At 60.9% G+C, this 19,403-nt stretch carries 20 protein-coding genes; 9 read left to right on the forward strand and 11 right to left on the reverse strand.

Annotated features, from left to right (window positions below; genetic code table 11):
* Nucleotides 1-2 precede the first annotated feature (2 nt).
* From KFK14_RS10580 to KFK14_RS10590, 3 genes are read right to left on the reverse strand one after another with little or no spacing between them, the layout of a single operon-like run.
* Nucleotides 3-323, reverse strand: coding sequence for a hypothetical protein (locus KFK14_RS10580; RefSeq protein ID WP_212610757.1), 321 nt, complete (start codon nucleotides 321-323; stop codon nucleotides 3-5).
* Nucleotides 320-733 carry a phage holin family protein gene (locus KFK14_RS10585; protein WP_212610758.1) on the reverse strand — a complete coding sequence of 138 codons (414 nt, stop codon included), beginning with the start codon at nucleotides 731-733 and terminating at the stop codon, nucleotides 320-322. The genes KFK14_RS10580 and KFK14_RS10585 overlap by 4 nt, the downstream gene beginning before the upstream one ends.
* 51 nt (nucleotides 734-784) lie before the next feature.
* Nucleotides 785-1,345, reverse strand: coding sequence for a hypothetical protein (locus KFK14_RS10590; RefSeq protein ID WP_212610759.1), 561 nt, complete (start codon nucleotides 1,343-1,345; stop codon nucleotides 785-787).
* A 197-nt stretch (nucleotides 1,346-1,542) separates the two neighbouring features.
* Here KFK14_RS10590 and eno point away from each other — a divergent pair, with 197 nt between their 5' ends.
* The 4 genes from eno (at nucleotide 1,543) to KFK14_RS10610 (ending at nucleotide 5,794) form a co-directional block, all read left to right on the forward strand.
* Nucleotides 1,543-2,817 (forward strand): phosphopyruvate hydratase, encoded by a 1,275-nt coding sequence (gene eno / locus KFK14_RS10595; RefSeq protein ID WP_212610760.1) that lies wholly within the window; start codon nucleotides 1,543-1,545, stop codon nucleotides 2,815-2,817.
* Nucleotides 2,818-2,884: 67 nt separating this feature from the next.
* A complete protein-coding gene (locus KFK14_RS10600) occupies nucleotides 2,885-3,196 on the forward strand; it encodes an FtsB family cell division protein (protein ID WP_070151328.1) in 312 nt (103 codons plus the stop codon).
* Nucleotides 3,197-3,311: 115 nt separating this feature from the next.
* The gene (gene pdhA, locus KFK14_RS10605; RefSeq protein ID WP_070151330.1) at nucleotides 3,312-4,385 is read left to right on the forward strand and encodes a pyruvate dehydrogenase (acetyl-transferring) E1 component subunit alpha; all 1,074 of its coding nucleotides are present in this window, start codon (nucleotides 3,312-3,314) and stop codon (nucleotides 4,383-4,385) included.
* Nucleotides 4,385-5,794: a pyruvate dehydrogenase complex E1 component subunit beta gene (locus KFK14_RS10610; RefSeq protein WP_070151332.1), complete on the forward strand. Its 1,410-nt coding sequence runs from the start codon at nucleotides 4,385-4,387 to the stop codon at nucleotides 5,792-5,794. Before pdhA ends, KFK14_RS10610 begins: the two co-directional genes overlap by 1 nt.
* 63 nt (nucleotides 5,795-5,857) lie before the next feature.
* Here the strand turns inward: KFK14_RS10610 and KFK14_RS10615 are convergent, their stop codons facing one another.
* From KFK14_RS10615 to KFK14_RS10625, 3 genes are read right to left on the reverse strand one after another with little or no spacing between them, the layout of a single operon-like run.
* Complete coding sequence (locus KFK14_RS10615; protein WP_212610761.1) at nucleotides 5,858-6,529, reverse strand: TadE/TadG family type IV pilus assembly protein; 672 nt, start codon at nucleotides 6,527-6,529, stop codon at nucleotides 5,858-5,860.
* Nucleotides 6,526-7,137, reverse strand: coding sequence for a TadE/TadG family type IV pilus assembly protein (locus KFK14_RS10620; RefSeq protein ID WP_246524989.1), 612 nt, complete (start codon nucleotides 7,135-7,137; stop codon nucleotides 6,526-6,528). The genes KFK14_RS10615 and KFK14_RS10620 overlap by 4 nt, the downstream gene beginning before the upstream one ends.
* Nucleotides 7,137-9,017: a pilus assembly protein gene (locus KFK14_RS10625; protein WP_212610762.1), complete on the reverse strand. Its 1,881-nt coding sequence runs from the start codon at nucleotides 9,015-9,017 to the stop codon at nucleotides 7,137-7,139. The genes KFK14_RS10620 and KFK14_RS10625 overlap by 1 nt, the downstream gene beginning before the upstream one ends.
* Before the next feature lie 135 nt (nucleotides 9,018-9,152).
* Between KFK14_RS10625 and KFK14_RS10630 the strand changes: the two genes are divergently transcribed.
* Nucleotides 9,153-9,815 (forward strand): hypothetical protein, encoded by a 663-nt coding sequence (locus KFK14_RS10630; protein ID WP_212610763.1) that lies wholly within the window; start codon nucleotides 9,153-9,155, stop codon nucleotides 9,813-9,815.
* A gap of 54 nt (nucleotides 9,816-9,869) precedes the next feature.
* The gene (locus KFK14_RS10635; RefSeq protein WP_212610764.1) at nucleotides 9,870-10,331 is read left to right on the forward strand and encodes an EF-hand domain-containing protein; all 462 of its coding nucleotides are present in this window, start codon (nucleotides 9,870-9,872) and stop codon (nucleotides 10,329-10,331) included.
* On the opposite strand, the gene trmFO is transcribed toward KFK14_RS10635, so the two are convergent.
* A complete protein-coding gene (trmFO, locus tag KFK14_RS10640; protein WP_212610765.1) occupies nucleotides 10,328-11,683 on the reverse strand; it encodes a methylenetetrahydrofolate--tRNA-(uracil(54)-C(5))-methyltransferase (FADH(2)-oxidizing) TrmFO in 1,356 nt (451 codons plus the stop codon). The genes KFK14_RS10635 and trmFO overlap by 4 nt on opposite strands.
* An 85-nt stretch (nucleotides 11,684-11,768) precedes the next feature.
* On the opposite strand from trmFO, the gene KFK14_RS10645 reads away from it, so the two are divergent.
* On the forward strand, nucleotides 11,769-12,158 hold the full coding sequence (locus KFK14_RS10645) for a VOC family protein (RefSeq protein ID WP_212610766.1): 390 nt from the start codon (nucleotides 11,769-11,771) through the stop codon (nucleotides 12,156-12,158).
* Between the two features lie 4 nt (nucleotides 12,159-12,162).
* Here KFK14_RS10645 and KFK14_RS10650 read toward each other — a convergent pair whose 3' ends face one another.
* From KFK14_RS10650 to gyrA, 3 genes are read right to left on the reverse strand one after another with little or no spacing between them, the layout of a single operon-like run.
* Nucleotides 12,163-13,020: an SMP-30/gluconolactonase/LRE family protein gene (locus KFK14_RS10650; protein WP_212610767.1), complete on the reverse strand. Its 858-nt coding sequence runs from the start codon at nucleotides 13,018-13,020 to the stop codon at nucleotides 12,163-12,165.
* A gap of 19 nt (nucleotides 13,021-13,039) precedes the next feature.
* A complete protein-coding gene (locus KFK14_RS10655; RefSeq protein WP_212610768.1) occupies nucleotides 13,040-13,387 on the reverse strand; it encodes a DUF952 domain-containing protein in 348 nt (115 codons plus the stop codon).
* 3 nt (nucleotides 13,388-13,390) lie between these two features.
* Entirely contained in the window at nucleotides 13,391-16,066 is a 2,676-nt protein-coding gene (gyrA, locus tag KFK14_RS10660) for a DNA gyrase subunit A (RefSeq protein ID WP_212610769.1), read from the reverse strand.
* A gap of 290 nt (nucleotides 16,067-16,356) precedes the next feature.
* On the opposite strand from gyrA, the gene KFK14_RS10665 reads away from it, so the two are divergent.
* Together KFK14_RS10665 and KFK14_RS10670 are read left to right on the forward strand one after the other, a co-directional pair.
* Entirely contained in the window at nucleotides 16,357-17,646 is a 1,290-nt protein-coding gene (locus KFK14_RS10665; RefSeq protein ID WP_070151355.1) for a hypothetical protein, read from the forward strand.
* Nucleotide 17,647: 1 nt separating this feature from the next.
* Nucleotides 17,648-18,913 (forward strand): tetratricopeptide repeat protein, encoded by a 1,266-nt coding sequence (locus tag KFK14_RS10670; protein ID WP_212610770.1) that lies wholly within the window; start codon nucleotides 17,648-17,650, stop codon nucleotides 18,911-18,913.
* A 10-nt stretch (nucleotides 18,914-18,923) separates the two neighbouring features.
* Here KFK14_RS10670 and KFK14_RS10675 read toward each other — a convergent pair whose 3' ends face one another.
* Nucleotides 18,924-19,394, reverse strand: coding sequence for an Lrp/AsnC family transcriptional regulator (locus KFK14_RS10675; protein ID WP_070151359.1), 471 nt, complete (start codon nucleotides 19,392-19,394; stop codon nucleotides 18,924-18,926).
* Between the last annotated feature and the right edge of the window lie 9 nt (nucleotides 19,395-19,403).

A 19,403-nucleotide genomic window follows, 5' to 3' on the forward strand; every position in this document is an offset into this window, starting at 1 on the left:
GATTAATCCTCCGAAAGCTTTCTCTCGCGATATTTGTCCCGCCCAAAAACGTATACGCGCTTGAAAAGTGCCGTAAGCGGACGGCGGAAGACAAAAACTATGACAGCGGCCAATGCGCCGCCCAAGGCAAATCGATGGCGTGTCACGACGGAGCGGGCTTGTTTTCCGCTATCCTGCAACGCTTCAACCAGTGCCGCCTGCGCACGCGATTTCAGGCGGGATGCCGACAGACGATCGCGAGCGATGCCAAAGGTGGAAAGAAAGCGCTGGCGCGCAACATCCGCTTCTGCGCTGGCCCTTCGATAATCATCCATATCGCTCATGGCCTGTCCTTATCGGGGAAAAGGCGGCGGAGACGCTGCTTCGCGGCGTATAGGAGGATCGCCACGATCAGCAGAGCGGTGATCGACACAGCGAACGTCGCCCCCAGCGGGGTTAGATAGGGCGCCAGCGCGAACACCAGCCCGATCATCAGCGTCACTAATGTGCCAAAGAGCAGTATCAGCGCGACCGCGCCGAGAATGACGACCGTTCGCAGGCCAGACCCGATGAATGCCGCGCGTATTTTCTGCCGGTTGATTTCCGCGTCGGCATAGGCCCGGCCGTCATCGACCAGCCGCCGCAACACCTCCTTCAAGGGTTCTTCCTTCACCGGCCGATCATGCGGCAGGGCCGTCCCTGCGCCATTCTTTCCGAACGGGCCGGTAGATGAAGTTTCTCTGGCTTCTGTCACGGTTCGCAATCATGCCCCGGTTAGACGGCGACTGGTCCCGCCAGGAAAAATTCAGGCGTTGTCCGAACCCGAACCCTTGGCAAGCCGCATCAGCACGAAGCCGACCACGGCGGCCGCGCCAATGGCGACGGCAGGGCTTTTACGAACAAAATCGCGCGCTTCGCCAACCAGTTGATCAACATCCTTGGCGTCCAGCGACTTGGCGGCGCCTGCAACGGCTTCGGCGGCGTAACGCGCATAGTCGCCATATTGCGGGCCGAGTTTCGCATCGACGGTGCCAGCCGTGTCGGCGATCAGCTTGGCAAGGCCCTGCATCGCGGAGCCGGTCTTGTCCTTGGCGGAACCAGCGGCCGACCGCGCCGTCTTGGCGGCCTGTTCCTTGATCTGATCTGCCTGCGCCTTCCAGGCGGTGCTTGCCTTTGCGGTCCGCGCCTTCGTCGCACGCGGTTTCCGGGGAGCGGCCGTCTTGGGCGCAGCCGCCTTGCGGGCCGCGGCCTTCTTTACCGGTGCCGCCTTCACGGCCGCAGCCTGCGCAGCCGTCGCAGCCTTGGGCGTGCGAGGCTTGCGTGGTTTACGGGGCGCCTTGGGCGTGGACTCGGCAGTATCGGCCATTTTCTGTAAACTCCTGCAATCTGTGCGCCATCAATGCATGGGCCAAATAACAGTTCCGCGTGCGTAATGCACCCCGATACTGTCGCATTTCGGGAGCATCTGGTTTGCGTGTCCCGCCGCCATTGCCATATCGCCCGCCTCTGGCTAAGCGGACGCCGACAAAACGCCGCGCCGGCGTCAGAAGCTGAGGAAATTCGATGACCGCCATTCTCGACATCCACGCCCGCCAGATTCTCGACAGCCGCGGTAATCCGACGGTTGAAGTGGACGTGATGCTGGAAGACGGCAGTTTCGGCCGCGCCGCCGTGCCTTCGGGCGCTTCGACTGGCGCTTATGAAGCGGTCGAGATCCGGGATGGCGACAAGGCCCGCTATCTGGGCAAGGGCGTGCTGAAAGCGGTCGAGGCCGTGAATACGGAGATCGCCGACGCCATTGTCGGTTTCGACGCCGAGGATCAGGGCGATGTCGATGCGGCGATGATCGCGCTCGACGGCACGGAGAATAAGTCGCGCCTGGGCGCGAACGCCATTCTGGGCGTCAGCCTTGCCACGGCGAAGGCGGCGGCGGATGCCCGTGGCCTGCCGCTCTATCGCTATGTTGGCGGCGTGTCCGCGCATGTCCTGCCGGTGCCCATGATGAATATCATCAACGGCGGCGAACATGCCGACAATCCGATCGATTTCCAGGAATTCATGATCATGCCGGTCGGTGCGGAGAGCATCGCCGACGCTGTGCGGATCGGTTCCGAGATTTTCCATACGCTGAAGAAGGGCCTGCACGACAAGGGGCTGGCCACGGCGGTTGGCGACGAGGGTGGTTTCGCGCCCAATATCGCCTCGACCCGCGATGCGCTGGACTTCATCATGCTGTCGATCGAGAAGGCGGGCTACAAGCCGGGCGATGACGTTATGCTGGCGCTTGATTGCGCGGCGACGGAATTCTTCAAGAACGGCAAATATGAGATTTCGGGCGAGAGCCTGTCGCTCAGCCCGGTCGAGATGGCCGACTATCTGGCCGCGCTGTGCGCCGACTATCCGATCAAGTCGATCGAGGACGGCATGGGCGAGGATGATTTCGAAGGCTGGAAGGCGCTGACCGACAAGATTGGCGGCAAGGTTCAACTGGTCGGCGACGATCTGTTCGTCACCAATCCCAAGCGCCTTGCCATGGGCATTGAGAAGGGGCTGGCCAACTCCCTGCTGGTCAAGGTCAACCAGATCGGTTCGCTGACCGAAACGCTCGCTGCCGTCAGCCTGGCGCAGCGCTCCTCCTATACGGCGGTGATGTCGCACCGATCGGGCGAAACCGAGGATGCAACCATCGCAGACCTTGCCGTCGCCACCAACTGCGGCCAGATCAAGACCGGCAGCCTTGCCCGGTCGGACCGGCTTGCCAAATATAATCAGCTTATCCGCATCGAGGAAGAACTGGGCGACATTGCTGTCTATGCAGGCCGCTCAATCTTCAAATGATGCGCCTTTGGTCGCAAGTTAACCAATATTTCCTTGCAACCCTGAATCGCCTGTGATTCAAGGCGATATGGCTCATATCGTAAAGCTTCGCATGCTGCTTTTCTCCGCCCTTGGGCCGGCGTTGGCAGTGCTGCTGTTGTTCCTCTTTGCGGGCTACGCGATATTGGGTCCGCGCGGATTGCTGGCCTGGGGGGATTATTCCCGCCAGTTGCACAACGCCCAGGCGGAACTCGCGGTGGTCAAGGCCGACCGGAACCGTTTGAAGAACCGGGTCGACCTGCTTGATCCGCGCAGGACGGACCCGGATATGGCCGATGAGCTCATCCGGCGCGAGCTTGGCCTCAATCATCCCGATGAAGTGGTCGTTCCGCTGAATTAACGGCTTAAAGATTTGGCTTTTTGGCCCGCCCGAGTGGCGGTTGCCGTTGCATTGTCCCTTACACTGATCCTATATCCGGCACTCCTCCCCGGACAAAGCGAGAAGGATTCTTCCTTTGGCAAAAACCACTACGTCGCGCGCCGACAAGGCAAAGGACGCTTCGGCTGTTCCTGCACCGGCCGATCACAATCGGGAACGGCCCGATACCCCCGTTGATTACAAAGCGAGCAAGGAAGAATTGCTCGAATTCTACCGGCAGATGACGCTTATCCGCCGCTTTGAAGAAAAGGCCGGACAACTTTACGGCCTGGGCTTCATTGGCGGATTCTGCCATCTCTACATTGGGCAGGAGGCGGTTGCCGTTGGCATCCAGTCCGCCCTGGAGCCAGGCAAGGACAGCGTGATCACCGGCTATCGCGACCATGGCCATATGCTGGCCTATGGCATCGATCCCAAGGTGATCATGGCTGAACTGACCGGCCGCGCGGCCGGCATTTCCCGCGGCAAGGGCGGGTCCATGCACATGTTCTCCGTCGAGCATAAATTCTACGGCGGCCATGGCATCGTCGGCGCGCAGGTTGGCCTGGGCACGGGCCTGGGTTTTGCGCATAAATACCGCGACGATGGCGGCGTGTGCGTTGCCTATTTCGGCGATGGCGCGGCCAATCAGGGCCAGGTCTATGAGAGCTTCAACATGGCGGAGCTGTGGAAGCTTCCGATCATCTTCGTCATCGAGAATAATCAGTACGCCATGGGCACGTCGGTCAATCGTTCCTCCGCAGAGGATCAGTTGTACCGGCGTGGCGAAAGCTTCCGCATTCCCGGCCTGCAGGTCAATGGCATGGATGTGCTGGCCGTGCGCGGCGCGACCGAGGAAGCGCTGGCCTGGGTAAAGGCCGGCAAAGGCCCCATCCTGCTGGAAATGAAGACCTACCGTTATCGCGGCCATTCCATGTCCGATCCGGCGAAATACCGGTCGCGCGAGGAAGTGCAGGAAATGCGCGACAAGTCCGATCCCATCGAAGGCGCCAAGAAGCATCTGGAAGCTGCGGGCGTGACCGAGGACGAGTTGAAGAAGATCGACCAGGAAATTCGCAAGATCGTTGCCGAGGCGGCGGATTTTGCGGAATCCTCGCCGGAGCCTGATTCTTCCGAACTCTATACTGACGTGCTGGTGGAGCAATATTGATGGGTGTCGAGATCAAGATGCCAGCGCTTTCCCCGACCATGGAGGAAGGCACGCTCGCCAAATGGCTGGTCAAGGAAGGCGACGAAGTCAAATCCGGCGATATTCTCGCCGAGATCGAGACCGACAAGGCGACGATGGAATTCGAAGCCGTGGATGAGGGCAAGATCGGCAAGATCATGGTGCCCGAAGGAACCGACGGCGTGAAAGTCGGCACGGTCATCGCAACCATGGCGGGTGAAGGCGGGGCGGAAGCTGCGCCAGCAGCCGCACCGGAACCGGCGGAAGCCAAGGCCGAGCCAGCCGTCGAAGCTGCGCCCGCCAAGGCTGAAGACGCAGAAGCGCCTAAAAAGGCGGAATCGGGTACGGCAAAGCTGGAGAGCAAGGCGAAGCCCGCATTGGCCGACCCCGATATTCCGGCAGGTACGGAATATGTGAAGGTCACTGTGCGCGAGGCGCTCCGCGACGCCATGGCGGAGGAAATGCGGGCCGATGACCGCGTTTTCGTAATGGGCGAGGAAGTCGCCGAATATCAGGGCGCTTACAAAGTCACGCAGGGCCTGCTGGAAGAATTCGGGCCGAAGCGGGTGATTGACACGCCGATCACCGAATATGGCTTTGCTGGGGTTGGCACCGGCGCGGCGATGGGCGGTTTGAAGCCTATCGTTGAGTTCATGACATTCAATTTCGCCATGCAGGCGATCGACCACATCATCAACTCGGCCGCAAAGACCAATTATATGTCCGGCGGACAGATGCGGTGTCCGGTTGTATTCCGCGGGCCCAATGGCGCGGCCAGCCGGGTGGGTGCGCAGCACAGCCAGAATTATGGGCCATGGTATGCCAGCGTTCCCGGTCTTATCGTGATCGCGCCCTATGACGCCGCTGACGCCAAGGGGTTGCTGAAGGCAGCGATCCGCTCGGAAGACCCGGTCGTGTTCCTGGAAAACGAGCTGGTTTACGGGCGCACTTTCGAAATTCCGAAAGTCGACGATTATGTGCTGCCGATCGGCAAGGCGCGGATCGTGCGGGCCGGTAGCGACGTGACGATCGTCAGCTATTCGATCGGCGTGGGCCTGGCGCTCGACGCTGCCGAAACGCTGGCGGGCGAGGGGATCGAGGCGGAGGTCATTGATCTGCGCACCCTGCGACCGTTGGATACGGCAACCGTGCTCGAAAGCCTGAAAAAGACCAACCGCATGGTGGTTGTCGAGGAAGGCTGGCCGGTTTGCTCGATTTCGAGCGAGATTGCCGCGGTTGTGATGGAGAAGGGCTTTGACGATCTCGACGCCCCGGTCCTGCGCGTCACCAATGAGGATGTGCCGCTGCCCTACGCCGCCAATCTGGAGAAAGCGGCGTTGATCGACGCCGCCCGCGTGGTGAAGGCGGCCAAGCAGGTCTGCTATAAATGAATGAATGCCGGGGCGGTTCATGCCGTCCCGGACTTTCAGAGCGCCCTGGCCAGTAGACGCCGGTCAGCAGGTGGACGCTACGACATTCTCCGTATTGTAGACGCCGTTAGTCCCGCCGGTATAGTCGCGCTGGTCGCGCACGGTCATGGCGGCAACCTCCCTGATCAGGGACTTCGGCACGAAGGCCGTCGAGATCAGCGGCTTATAGTCGTAGGCGATTTCAACGAACATCACCGCGCCATCGTCTGGCGCCTTCAGCGTCTGCCCGTTTACCGCGATGCCGGTCATATTGGTCTGTCCGGCTGTGCCATAGCTGGAGGGCCAGGTCTTTGATCCTCTGCACCGCTGCCAGCGAATCCTGAACCTGTCAGTCGTATTGGGATTGGCCACGGGTTCCAGGCTGGACAGAATGACCCGGCCGTTGGTGTAGAGATTGGTCTTGCCCGCCTGCAAACCGGCGCCGGTGAGCAGATCGTTGATCTGCGCCTCGCTGATGGTCTTGCTCGACAATACCGTGCCTGTGCCGATGCGCGATGCGTTGTCGGCGATATGGACGGCGACCTGGCTGAGGCGCATCTTGGTGGTCGTGTAATTGGTCAGTTCCGCGCCGCCCATCGCCACCGTCACCACGAAGGGAAGGCAAAGCGCGAACTCGACAAAAGCAAGGCCGCTAGTGTCGCGGCGCAGCCTAGCCAGGATTTGTGAGAGCGGGAACAGTGGAAGGCGCGCCATCATGTGCAGTTCCTTGCGGTAGGGGCCGCATATTCAGATTGCTCGCCATAAGGCTGGTTGGCGAGCACGGTGCTGGCCTGCATGGTCGTCGTGGCCGGCAGGCCGATAAGGCTGAACTTGAACATGCGCGGATAGGACACCGACACGGTGTAGACGACATTGTCCTTCGCGCCGCCCTGGCCGTCGTCACCGCCGTCCTTGTCCCAGACGCTGTTGTTATTGTTATCCTGATAGGGTTCGCCCGCGTCGCAGCGCCCGTTGGCGTTGGTGTCGGTATAAGGCTCAGCAACAGCCTGTGCCGCCTTTGTGAAGTCCTTGTAATTGCGCCGCGAAAAAGTGACGGTCGCATTCTTCGCCAGATTTTTGAGACGCGCCTCCACGCTGGCGTCCAGGGCTGCCTGCTTCGCGGCTTCGGTGCCCGATTCCAGGGTGAGGTCGCGCGCGGCCTTCTGGATGATGCCCTGCAGCTCCGTCTGCATATACAGGCCGTGCGCCATATCGAACGTGCCGAGCAGCGTGATGAGGAACACAGGCGCGACCAGTGCGAACTCGGTCACATAGAGGCCGCGTTCGTCCTTTGGCAGGCGCTTCAGGCGATTGAGCATAGCCATCAGTTTGTCAGCCTCAGTTGCGAGATTTCGTCAGCGATCGCCTTGAACTGGGCAATCAGAGAGGCGCTGTCCGACGCCGAATAGAAGCGGCCGGGCGATGCGCAGTTCTGCAATCGCGTCTGCGCGGCCGAACTGACCCCGCTGCCGTAGGAAATCACCCACAGCGTGATATTCTTGTTCTTGATCGCCGTGCAAAGCGCGGTGGTGCGGGCGTTGACGGTATCGTCGAGAATGCCGTTTGACGGCGCGCTGGAGTCAGTTGTTTGCCGGCGATCCCACCAGGCGACGCCCTGTGAGGTATAGCCGGTGTTGCTCGTGACCGTATCACCGTCCGTCATGAAGATCAGATGGCGCTCGATCTGGCCGCCTTCCGGCGTGAAGGCGTTTTCACTGGCGAACAGGCCGGTTGGAGACATGAGGCGGGCGCCCCACACCAGACCGATGTCATGATAGGTGTTGCCGCTAGCGCTCAGCGAATTCACATAGTTTTTGAAGTTGTTCGCCGTAGGATATTCCTGCAGCTTGCGCGATGCGACGGGGCAGGCATAGCTGTAGTTGCGGCTCAGATCGCTCGTCGAGGTGACGTTCGCATAGCTGTTGTTGCCCGAACTATTATACCGGCCCCATACAGCATTGGGCAGCAGCGGCTTCCACTGCGTCGCCGGGTTCCCCGTGGATGGCACCATGTCGATGTCCATGTCATAGGCGGATGCCGGAACCGGGCTATAGTCGTCCGTGGCGTTGCCGTCGTTGTTCTTCCAGGTCTGGCGCTCCTCGATGCAGCCGTCCCAGGCGACGGAGGTCATCGCATTGGCATAGCCGATCGGCAGGTTGACCGAACTGTTCCAACTATAGCCGCCCGCTTTCAATGCGCTCACATCAAACGTCTTTTTTCGATATGTGTAGGCGTATGTCGGTTGCTCGACATAATTAGTGTAACGATTTTGATAGACAGTATATTTACCTGTCCAACCGCTATAAGTGCAACTATACCAATCACCATTGGTGGTCCGAAATCCTGATGATGGAGAATTGTCTACCGTTGTTTTGGTATTGGCAGGTGGATTACAACTATTCTGATTTGAAGCGTATGTTGTTGTTGTTGAATCTCCGCTGTAGTAAACCCAACCTCCGTCAGGATTAGATTCACGGGACTGATAATCAGCATTATCGGCTATCCAGTCGTTGCTGAGCAGCCCACCGACATTCACGTTCGACGAATAGGGGACGAAGCCGAAGCGCAACTGAACATTCGCGCTGTTGCCGCCCGATGGCGTGCTGCCGCAGTTCGCGTCGTTGATGTCGAGTTTTGCCAGCGCCTCATAGAAGCATTTCACCGCGAGCTTAAGACCGTTGATCTTGGTCATCGAATCCGACGAGTTGGCCTTGCTGCCCATCGAACCGGTGGTGTCGAGCACGAACATGACGTCCGTGTTCGGGATGCGCATTTCCGCCGAGCAGGTGACGTTGATCGTCTTGTTCGTGAAGCCGAACACTTTCATGATCATCATCGGAACGACAACCGATGCCGTGCCGGTCACATTGCCGGCATCTTCGGAAAACGCCTTGGTCAGGCCGCTGGTGCCATAGGCCCCGCTGACGAAGTTGGCGTTGAAGATATTTTCCGCCGTGGTGTTGGCCTTGTTGCTGTTTGCCGACCACGCGCCGCCGCCCATCATCTTGCGTCCGGCGAGAGCGCCGGAATCGCACGCGAACTGAAGCCGGTTCTTGGCAAGAAAAATGCGGCTCATGTCGATGCCGCCGCCGAGCAGGCCAAGCATGGGGAAGACTCCTGCAGCGACCATCGCAAGGACGTTGCCGGCCTGGCTTTGCAGCAGGCGGCCAAGGAATCCCTTCAAAACGTGACCGTTTTTCGTCATAGACAGTCTCACCCAAAAGCCTGGGCGCCCCCCCACAGGGCGAAACCACCGCTTCCCATGCATCAGAAGTAGTTAAGGACGCCTACAGCGACATGGTTAATTCCACCCTAAAGACAGAGATTCCGGGCGGCGGGAATGGATGAGGATGGGTTGGAGATTGTGCCGCTGGCGCGCTTGCTGTCGGCCTATGGCGGCCGGGATGCGGCAAGACATCGCCTGATCTGGGCCTTTGATGCGCGACTGGCGGATATTGTGCGGACGACAAGAGAACCGGTGATCGGACAGATGCGCCTGACCTGGTGGCATGAGGTGCTTACCGACGCGGCGCAGGCAAAGGGGCGCGGCGATCCGCTGGTTGATGCGTGGCGCGCCGCCGGAATGGCTGCGGGCAAGGGATGCCTTGCCATGATCGATGGATGGGAGGAACTGATCGGACCGGACACGCCGGGTGATGAAGCGCTCAGAGCCTTTGCGGAGCGGCGGGGTGGCGGGCTATTTTCGGCCTTGGCCGGGGAGCCGGATGATCCATCGGCGCTGCTGCAAAATGCTGGCGCTGTCTGGGCGCTTTGGGACTTGTCGGGGCATGTGACCAGCGGGGCGACCGTCGATCGGGCCATCGTGCTGGCGCGTGATTATCTGCCTGCTACCAAGGGGCTGCCGTGGCCTGGCGCATGGAAGGCGCAGAAGATCGCCCTCGGTCTTGCCCGCCACGATATCCTGCGGGACAGGGCTGCGCCTGGATCGCTCACGCCTGGCATGTATTTCCATTTGGTGCGGATTGCTTTGTTTGGCCGGTGACCGTTGGCTTTCTCTGTCATGCGGCATATGAGAAATCCTTCGGGGGATAATCATATGAGCCGGATTCTGGCGGGTGGCATGGCCGGATTATTGATGGTCGCAGCCGGGCTTTTCTGGTGGCAGGGCCGCGCGGCCGTCGAGCAGGAATCCGCGCCACCCGTTGCCGCATACAAGGCCGCGCCGGATACGATCCCCGTAGGAGACCCGAACGCCATTGGCGAAGCGCTGCCAATGCCGGCGAGCGCGACGCCGGAGAGCCGCGAGGAACGGCGTTTCCACCGTTATGACAGGGACCGGGACGGCATCATCACGCGCAACGAGATGATGGCCAGCCGGGTCAAGGCGTTCAGGCAGCTCGATACCGATCGCAATAATCTGCTGTCATTCGAGGAATGGGCCGTTGCGACCGGAGAACGCTTTGCCGCTGCTGACGGCGACGGGAACGGACGGGTCACGCCAGCGGAGTTCGCCAAGACGGCGCCGAAGCCGAAACCTGATCCGAAATGCGGTTGTTAGGCTGGCGTCTTAATGGGGGTTTGCTTGATCCATTCCGCCAGGGCAGCGCCTGCCCGCGAGGTCATGGCTTCCTTCCGCTGCTTTTTACGAACATCGTCCATTGGCGGGAAAAGGCCGAAATTCACGTTCATCGGCTGATAGTTTTCCACCTCTGCGCCACCGGTAATATGGCCCAGCAGCGCGCCAAGCGCTGTTGTGGATGGCGGCGACGAGATTTTCCGGCCCGCCAGCTCGGCGGCGGCGTATAGCCCGGCAAGCAGCCCAACGGCGCTGCTCTCCACATATCCCTCACATCCCGTGATCTGACCGGCGAAGCGGATGTGAGGGGCGGCTTTCAAGCGCAATTCATTGTCGAGCAGCTTTGGGCTTTGGATGAAGGTATTGCGGTGCAGGCCGCCCAGCCGGGCAAATTCGGCCTTCTCCAGTCCGGGAATGGTGCGGAACAACGCGATCTGCGCCCCATGCTTCAGCTTGGTCTGGAATCCGACCATGTTCCATAGCGTGCCCAGGGCATTATCCTGCCGCAACTGCACCACGGCGTGCGGCCAGCGGCCAGTGCGGGGGTCGTCCAGGCCGACCGGTTTCATCGGCCCGAACCGCAACGTGTCCAGACCCCGCGCAGCCATCACCTCAATCGGCATGCACCCTTCAAAATAGGGCGTGTCCTTTTCCCACTGTTTGAACTCCGTCTTTTCGCCATCGAGCAATCCCTGGTGAAAGGCGGCATATTGCTCCCGGTTCATCGGGCAATTGATATAATCCTTGCCGTCGCCTTCCGGCCCAACCTTGTCCCATCGGCTCGCCATCCAGCAAATGTCCATATCTATGCTGTCACGGTGGATGATGGGGGCGATTGCGTCGAAGAAAGCGAGGGACTCAAGGCCCGTCGCCGCGCCGATGCTGCCGGCGAGAGTCATGGCGGTCAGCGGTCCGGTCGCCACGATCGTCAGCCCCTCGGCGGGCAGGGTGTCGATGCGCTCACGGACGATCTCGACATTGGGATGCTCCATCAAGGCGCGGGTTACGCCTTCGGAGAATATGTCGCGGTCGACTGCCAGAGCCGATCCGGCTGGAACCTTCGCTTTGTCCGCCTCACGCATGATTAGCGATCCAAGCGCGCGCATCTCCCGATGGAGCAAGCCGACCGCGTTGCGATCTCCATCATCGGAACGGAAGCTGTTGGAGCAAACCATTTCGGCGAGACCATCGGTCTGGTGGGCGGGCGTCATGTCGCCGCCGCCGCGCATCTCCGAAAGGCGCACCTGCACGCCGGCCTGGGCGAGCTGCCATGCCGCTTCCGACCCGGCCAGGCCTCCGCCGATAATATGGACTTGGGGGAGAGCATGGGTCATTTTCGAAAGTCACCGGTTATGCATGTATGATGCGGACGAGAACCGGCCCTGTAGGACAGTTCCATGCCATAGGGAAAGAATTGAGATGATCGACCATATCGGCTTTGCGGTCGCCGATGCCAACCGGTCCCGCAGTTTCTACGACGCCCTGCTTGGCGCGATTGGCATTCGCATGATCATGGAAATAGCCGGAGAGGTCACCGAGAGCGGTGGAACGGCCTTTGGATATGGCCATGCCGACAAGCCCTATTTCTGGATCGGCGACAATGAACGGGTCGGCGAAGGCACGCATATCGCCTTTGCCGTGGAAAGCCGGGCGTTGGTCGACGCATTTCACGCCGCAGGGCTGGCGGCGGGCGGCAAGGATCACGGGGCGCCCGGCGTCAGGCCGCATTATCACGCCCATTATTATGCGGCGTTCATTCTGGACCCGGATGGGATGAATATCGAGGCGGTGTGCCACGCGCCGGAATGAAGCGTCAGATTGTCTGGCCAAATCGCGCGGTTGCGGAACGGATGCCGCGGATACCGGTGTCAAACCGGATGACGCCGCCCACAGGCTCTCCCTCGGCATTTTGACCGCCGGTCGAAACATAGAGCCAGCGATCGCCCGGACCGCCGAAATCCAGGCTGATGATATTGGGGAAGGGCAAGGGAATGCGCCGGTCCACCTGACCGCCCGGCATGTAGCGGATCACCTCTGCGCTTTGGTAGCAGGCCACCCAGATGCCGCCATCTGTATCGACGGCCAGCCCGTCGCTGTCCTCGACTTCGATGATGATCCTGCCATTGGCGAGCATGGCGTCCTGCCCGATATCCCATGCCCAAATGCCGACGGATGTCTCCGAATGATAGAGGGTGCCGCGATCCGGGCTGTAGCTGATGCCATTGGAGGCGAAGACGTCATCGCGGAATATGGTCGTCTGTCCATTTGACGACAGGTGGAAAAGCTTGCCGGGGGAAAGCGGCTGATGGGTTTCAAAAGCGGCGGTGAAGTCGATAGTGCCGCCATAGAGTCCGCCGTCCGATGCAGCCTCTATATCGTTCACGGCGATGATTGGCTCACCGTCGATTTCCGTCAGAAGATCTGCGGCATCTCCGGTGTCGGGGTTGGCAATGACAAGACCGCCCTTGCCTGAACAGATGATGCGGCCGTCCGCATTCATGAGAACGCCGCCGACCCACATCCGGCCGGGCAGGACGGGTTTGCAGCCCTGCGAATCCCGGCGGTGCACGCCGCCGCCGAGCAGGTCTGCGAAATAGAGAATATCATTGCCGTCCACGCGGGGGGCTTCGACGAAACGATATCCCGACGCCAATATCTCAAATTCAGCCATGATCCCCTCCCGGACGGCGTCAGAAGCCGGCGGGGAACTCATGTTTCCCGTCCGCGCCGATCCGCAGCCTAGCATGCGTCGTCACGGCCGCGAGGGGCAAATCGCCGTAAAGATGCGGAAAAAGCTGACCGCCCCGCGATTCCTCCCACTTCACCCCGTCGCCCAGGGAGGAGAGGTCGACCATCGCCAGAACAAGATCATCCTGGCCGGCAAAATGCTTCGCAGCGGTTTCGGCGGCCTGCGCGCGGGTGGACATATGGATGTAGCCGTCGGCCAGATCGACCGGCGCTCCGGCGAATATGCCGTCTGTACGCAGGGCGGCAAATTGCTCCCGCGTCAGAATCTTGTAGGCGAACAGCTCTGCCACCGATCAGGCTTCCGTCGTTGCTTCTTCCTCGGCGTCGTCGCTTTCCTCGATGCGGGCGGCGCTTACCACATGCTCGTCATTGGCGACATTGAACAGGCGGACGCCAGCCGAGTTGCGGCTGATGACACGCATGCTGGAAAGGCCCATGCGGATCAGCTTGGCCTGGTCTGTGACCAGCATCAGATGGTCATCATGGACGACTGCAAAGCTCGCCACGACGGAGCCATTGCGTGCGATGTTGTCAATATTGGTGATGCCCTGACCGCCACGATTGGTGCGCCGATAATCATAAGCGGACGAGAGCTTGCCATAGCCATTGGCGCAGACCGTCAGGATGAACTGCTCCGCATCGGCAAATTCCTTCATCCGTTCGGGCGAAAGGGCCGGGACGTTCTCATTCTCCTTCCACGGTGCGGCGCGCAGATAATCCTCGCGCTCCTGCGGCGTGGCGTCGAAGCCGCCAAGGATCGAGAGCGAGATGACCTCATCCCCGTCCTTGAGCGTCACGCCGCGTACGCCGGTCGAATCGCGGCTCTGGAACTCCCGGACATCCGTTGCGGAGAAGCGGATCGCCTTGCCCTGACGCGTGGCGAGCAGCACGTCGTTTGTCTCATCGAGCAGCGCAACGCCGATGAGCCGGTCGTCGCTGCCCTCGTCAAATTTCATGGCGATCTTGCCCGCCGCACGGACACTGGTGAAGGCATCCATCGAGTTGCGGCGCACCGAACCCCTGGCTGTAGCGAACATGATATGGAGCTTCGCCCACTCGGCTTCGTCCTCCGGAAGCGGGAGGACGGTGGAGATGGTTTCTCCCGCCGCCAGCGGCAGAAGGTTGACCATTGGCCGGCCCCGCGTGGCCGGCCCGCCCTCCGGCAGGCGCCACACCTTCATGCGGTATGCCTTGCCATGGGTGGAGAAGAACAGGACCGGCGTGTGGGTGCTGGTCACGAACAGGTTGGTGACGGCATCCTCATCCTTGGTGGCCATGCCCGAACGGCCCTTGCCGCCACGCGCCTGCGCCCGGAAGGTTTCGAGCGGCGTTCGCTTGATATAGCCCTGATGCGTGACAGTGACGACCATGTCCTCACGTTCGATCAGGTCCTCGTCATCGATGCCATCGGCTGCCGGAGCGATCTCCGACCGGCGGGGCGTGGCAAACTCCTTCTCGATCGCCTCAAATTCCTCCCGCATGACTGCGTATAGTTTCACGCGATCGCCCAGAATGGCGAGATATTCGGTGATGGCGGTGGCGAGTCCGGCCAGTTCATTGCCGATCTCGTCCCGGCCCAAAGCGGTCAGGCGATGCAACCGCAGGTCGAGGATTGCGCGGACCTGAATTTCGGTGAGGCGATAGCTGTCGCCAGTAACATCCGTGTCGATCGCCTCGACCAGCCGGATATAGGGCGCGATCTCCGCGATCGGCCATTCGCGGTTCAACAGCGCTTCTCGCGCTTCGGCCGGACTGGATGATCCCCGGATGATCCGAACGACCTCGTCCAGATTGGTGACCGCGATGACGAGGCCCAGCAAGATATGCGCCCGCTCACGCGCCTTGTTCAGCTCGAACTTGGTGCGGCGAGTGATCACTTCCTCGCGGAACTTGACGAAAGCCTCGATGATATCGCGCAGGTTCAGCAGCTCCGGCCGGCCGCCGCGGATGGCGAGCATGTTGGCCGGGAAGCTCGACTGGGCGGGGGTGTTCCGCCAGAGCTGGTTCAGCACCACATCGGGCGTTGCATCCCGCTTCAGGTCAAGGACGATCCGAACGCCTTCGCGGTTCGATTCGTCGCGAATGTCGCTGATTCCCTCGATCCGCTTTTCCTTGGCGGCTTCCGCGATCTTTTCCACAAGGCCGTTCTTGCCGACCTGATAGGGGATTGAGGTAAGTATGATGGAGCGCCGGTCTCCGCGGCCTTCCTCAACCTCATGCCGGGCGCGCATCATGATGGAGCCGCGGCCGGTGTGATAGGCGCTGCGCGCGCCGGACTGGCCCAGGATCAGGGGCGATGTCGGGAAATCGGGGCCGGGCACGATGGCGATAAGGTCGTCCACAGTGACGCCGGGATTGTCGATATAGGCGAGGCAGGCGCGGATGACCTCCCCCAGATTATGCGGCGGGATGTTTGTCGCCATGCCGACGGCAATGCCGCCCGCGCCATTGACCAGCAGGTTCGGGAAGCGCGCGGGCAGAACCTGAGGCTCGCTTTCCGATGCGTCGTAGTTGGGCGTGAAATCGACGGTATCCTTGTCGAGATCGTCAAGCAGCGCGTTCGCCACCTTCGCCAAGCGCGCTTCGGTGTAACGCATTGCGGCAGGGGGATCGGGGTCCATCGATCCGAAATTGCCCTGGCCGTCGATAAGCGGCACGCGCATCGACCAGTCCTGGGTCATGCGGGCCAATGCGTCGTAAATCGAGCTGTCGCCGTGCGGGTGATATTTACCCATCACCTCGCCCACGAGGCGCGCCGACTTGCGGTAAGGACGGTTGTAGACGAACCCCGATTCCTGCGCGGCGAAAAGGATGCGGCGATGGACGGGTTTCAGGCCATCGCGCACGTCCGGGAGGGCGCGGCTGACGATGACGGACATGGCGTAGTCGAGATAGCTCGCCTTCATCTCGTCGACGATATTGATCGGGCTGATATCCGAAGGATCGGCGAGAAGCTCGTCGGTGCTCAAGGGCAATTCTCTTTATCTGGATTAAGGGTGCAAGCGTTGCTGCATTTCCCCTAGACCAGCGAAACACCCCTGTCACCCCTCGCGCGCATACGCGCGCGCACGGGCAAAGAATGCTGATGTGTTACGCTGCCGACGAACCGTTGCTGTGCAGCGATGGACCGTTCACTTCCTTATGACAGGCCGGAATTGCGCATCTATATGGCTGTTCAACAGTTGTTCACCGTCCACTGCCTAGCTCCAACCCCCGGAGCAGGACGGTGCCGGTCCGCTGCCCTGAGAGGAGATTAACCATGCGTCTTGTTTCCCCCGTAGTTCTCGGCCTGATGCTTGCCGTCGCCGGTTCTGCGACAGTCGCCACGCCGGCATTCGCCGCGAAGAAGGAAAAGGAACCCGCAGCGCCCAAGCGGAATTTCAGCAAGGCTTTTGTGGAAAAGGCCCAGCCGCTTGATAAGGCCGCGCAGGCCAAGGATTATGCGGCCCTCGCCGCCGCTCTCGGCGAGGCGCAAGCGGCCGCGACCAGCCCCGACGACAAATATATGGTCGGATATTATGTGCTGCAGCTCGGCACCGGCACCAACGACATCGCGAAGCAGCGCGATGGCATCAAGCAGATGCTGGCGACGGGAACCGCTGGTCCGGACGAAGCCAAGTTCAATTTCTTCGCGGGCAAGCTCGCCTATGATGCGAAGGATTATGATGACGCCATTCCCTATCTTCAGAAGGCCACCGACGCAGGATATGAAGGCAGCTCCTCTCCGCTGCTTCTGGCCGAGAGCTATTTCCAGAAGGCGATCGTCGCCAGCGGCGGCACGGGCCAGTTGAATGCTGCGTCCAAGCCGGTTGCCCAGCAGGGTCTGGCCCCGCTCAAGAAGGCGATCGAGGTAGAGAAGGCGGCGGGCAAACCGGTTCCTGCGGCCTGGATGGAGCGCGGCTTCACCATTGCCTATGTTTCCGGGTCGCCGGACGCGGCCGATTGGTCGAAGCAGAACCTGATGGCCAATCCTTCGGGCAAGAACTGGAGCAATTTGCTCCGCACCTTCCAGGATACGAACAAGACGATCACGCGTGGCGAGAATCTCGATCTGTTGCGCCTGATGCGCCAGACCGGTTCCTTCCAGAGCGAAGGCGCCTATGGCGAATATATCGATATCGCCAGCAAGTCCGGCTTGCTGGGCGAGGTGAAGTCCGTGATTGAGGAAGGCCGCGCTGCGGGCAAGATCGCGCCTGCCAAGTTCGCCGATTATTATGGTCAGGCGAACGAGGGTATCGCCAAGGACAAGGCTTCCCTGGCGGCAGGCGAGGCAAGCGCAGCCAAGGCACCGACTGGCCGGCCGGCGGCATCCACTGCCGATGCCTATCTTGGCTATAAGGACTATGCCAAGGCGATCTCGCTGTATCGCACCGCCCTGCAGAAGGGTTCCGTCGATGCGGGCGAAGTCAACACCCGGCTTGGTATCGCCCTGGCGCTGTCGGGCGACGCCGCTGGCGCGAAGTCTGCGTTCGAGCAGGTGACGACTGGCGCGCGAAAGTCGATCGCCGAATATTGGCTGCTCTGGTTGTCCACCAAGCAGGCAGCTTGAGATGCGCGCCTTAGTCCGCCGCGGTGGCCTGGTTATCGCGGCGGCGATGGCCATGGTTCCGGCAACGCAAGGCATCGCTGCGCGTGACAAGCCGACCGATGCGCTGATGACCGGAAGTTTCCGGGTTGCGGCGGGTCAGGCGCGCGCGGCGCTTGATGCAGGCGACGTAAATGGAGCAGCGGCGCAGGTTTCTGCGCTGCTGCCGTCCAACCCGCTGGAAAATTACACGGCGGCTGCGCTTCGCATGGAGGTCGCCGCCAAGCGTGGTGACCCGCAGGCCAAGCGTAAGGCTCTGACGGACATATTGGAAAGCAAGGCCGTTCCTGCGGGGCAGGAGCCGTATCTGCGCTATCTGGCTGCTTATTATTCCTATTATCTGGGCGTATTCAATGATGCGCTGGCGCAGATCAACTATGCGCGGCAGATGGGGTATAACACCACCGAAAGCACCGTGCTGCTCGCCGATATCCTGATCAAATCGGGCAAGCCCACTGAAGGGCTGGCGCTGGTGGATCAGGCCATGGAACAGCAGAAGGCGGCCGGCAAACCGGTGCCCGCCACCTGGTATGACCGGGCGATCGGGGTTGCGTACAAGCAGGGTAGCTGGGGCGAAGTCGCCAAATGGTGCGAACGCAAGCTCCGGGCCTATCCGAGCGAGGGCAACTGGCGTTCCTGCCTCGCCAATTATCTGACTGCTCCCGGTGTCGACCCGCAACTGCAGCTTGACCTGTATCGCCTTCAGGCTGCGACCGGAGCCATGGCAAGCGAGAGAGACTATCGCAGCTATTCCACGCTGGCGTCGGCAGCCGGATATGATGCGGAAGCCAAGGCGGTCATCGACGCAGGCCGGACGGCAGGCAAACTGGACGCTACCGAGGTGGAAACCACCAAGCTGCTAAAGACCGTGAAGGTCAAGGCGCCCAAGACGATCGCCGCCCTGCCGGCGCAGGTCAAGAAGGCCAAGGCTGCATCGAACGGCATGGCTGCGCTGGAAGTGGGTGACGTCTATTTCTCGCTGGGCCAATATCCGCAAGCGGTGGAGCAGTATCGCCTCGCCTTGTCCAAGGGTGGGGTAGATCCCACGCGGGTCAACGGCCGGTTGGGTGTAGCGCTGGCGCGGTCTGGCGATCTGCCGGGCGGGAAGGCGGCTCTGGCGCAGGCTGGCGGAAACTGGACGAATGTCGCCGGTTTCTGGAATGTCTGGGTGGATCAGCAGGCGCAGGCCAAAACCGGCCTTACGCCCGCCATGTCCGCGCCGACATCCTGAAATGCTTGGCCTAGCGTAGCGGTACGCCGGGCGAGCTTTTTGAGGTCCGAATGGTGAGCGACGTTTTGACGCTCACCACATTCGGCGCTGGAGTGAGCTTCGAGGTCAGAAATTGCTGGAAGCTTTGAAGGTCGCGCGCAACGACCTTCAAAATGAAGTCTATCTCTCCGTTCAGCATATGGCATTCCCGCACCTCAGGCAGCGCGGCGACATGATCCTCAAATGCTTTCAGGTCGTCTTCCGCCTGACTTTTCAGGCTGACCATGGCGAATACAGTGATGGTAAAGCCCAGAGAGGCTGCATCGACGTCGGCATGATAGGAGCGGATCGTGCCGCTGTCCTCCAGCGCCCTGACCCGGCGCAAACAGGGTGGGGCGGTAAGGCCGACCTTCTTCGCAAGATCGACATTTGTCATCCGGCCATCATCCTGCAATTCTGCCAGAATTTGCATGTCGATGTCGTCAATGTTCGAACCTGCCATTCGCCGACA

The organism is Sphingobium phenoxybenzoativorans (assembly GCF_018286635.1).
GTDB classification, from domain to species: domain Bacteria; phylum Pseudomonadota; class Alphaproteobacteria; order Sphingomonadales; family Sphingomonadaceae; genus Sphingobium; species Sphingobium phenoxybenzoativorans.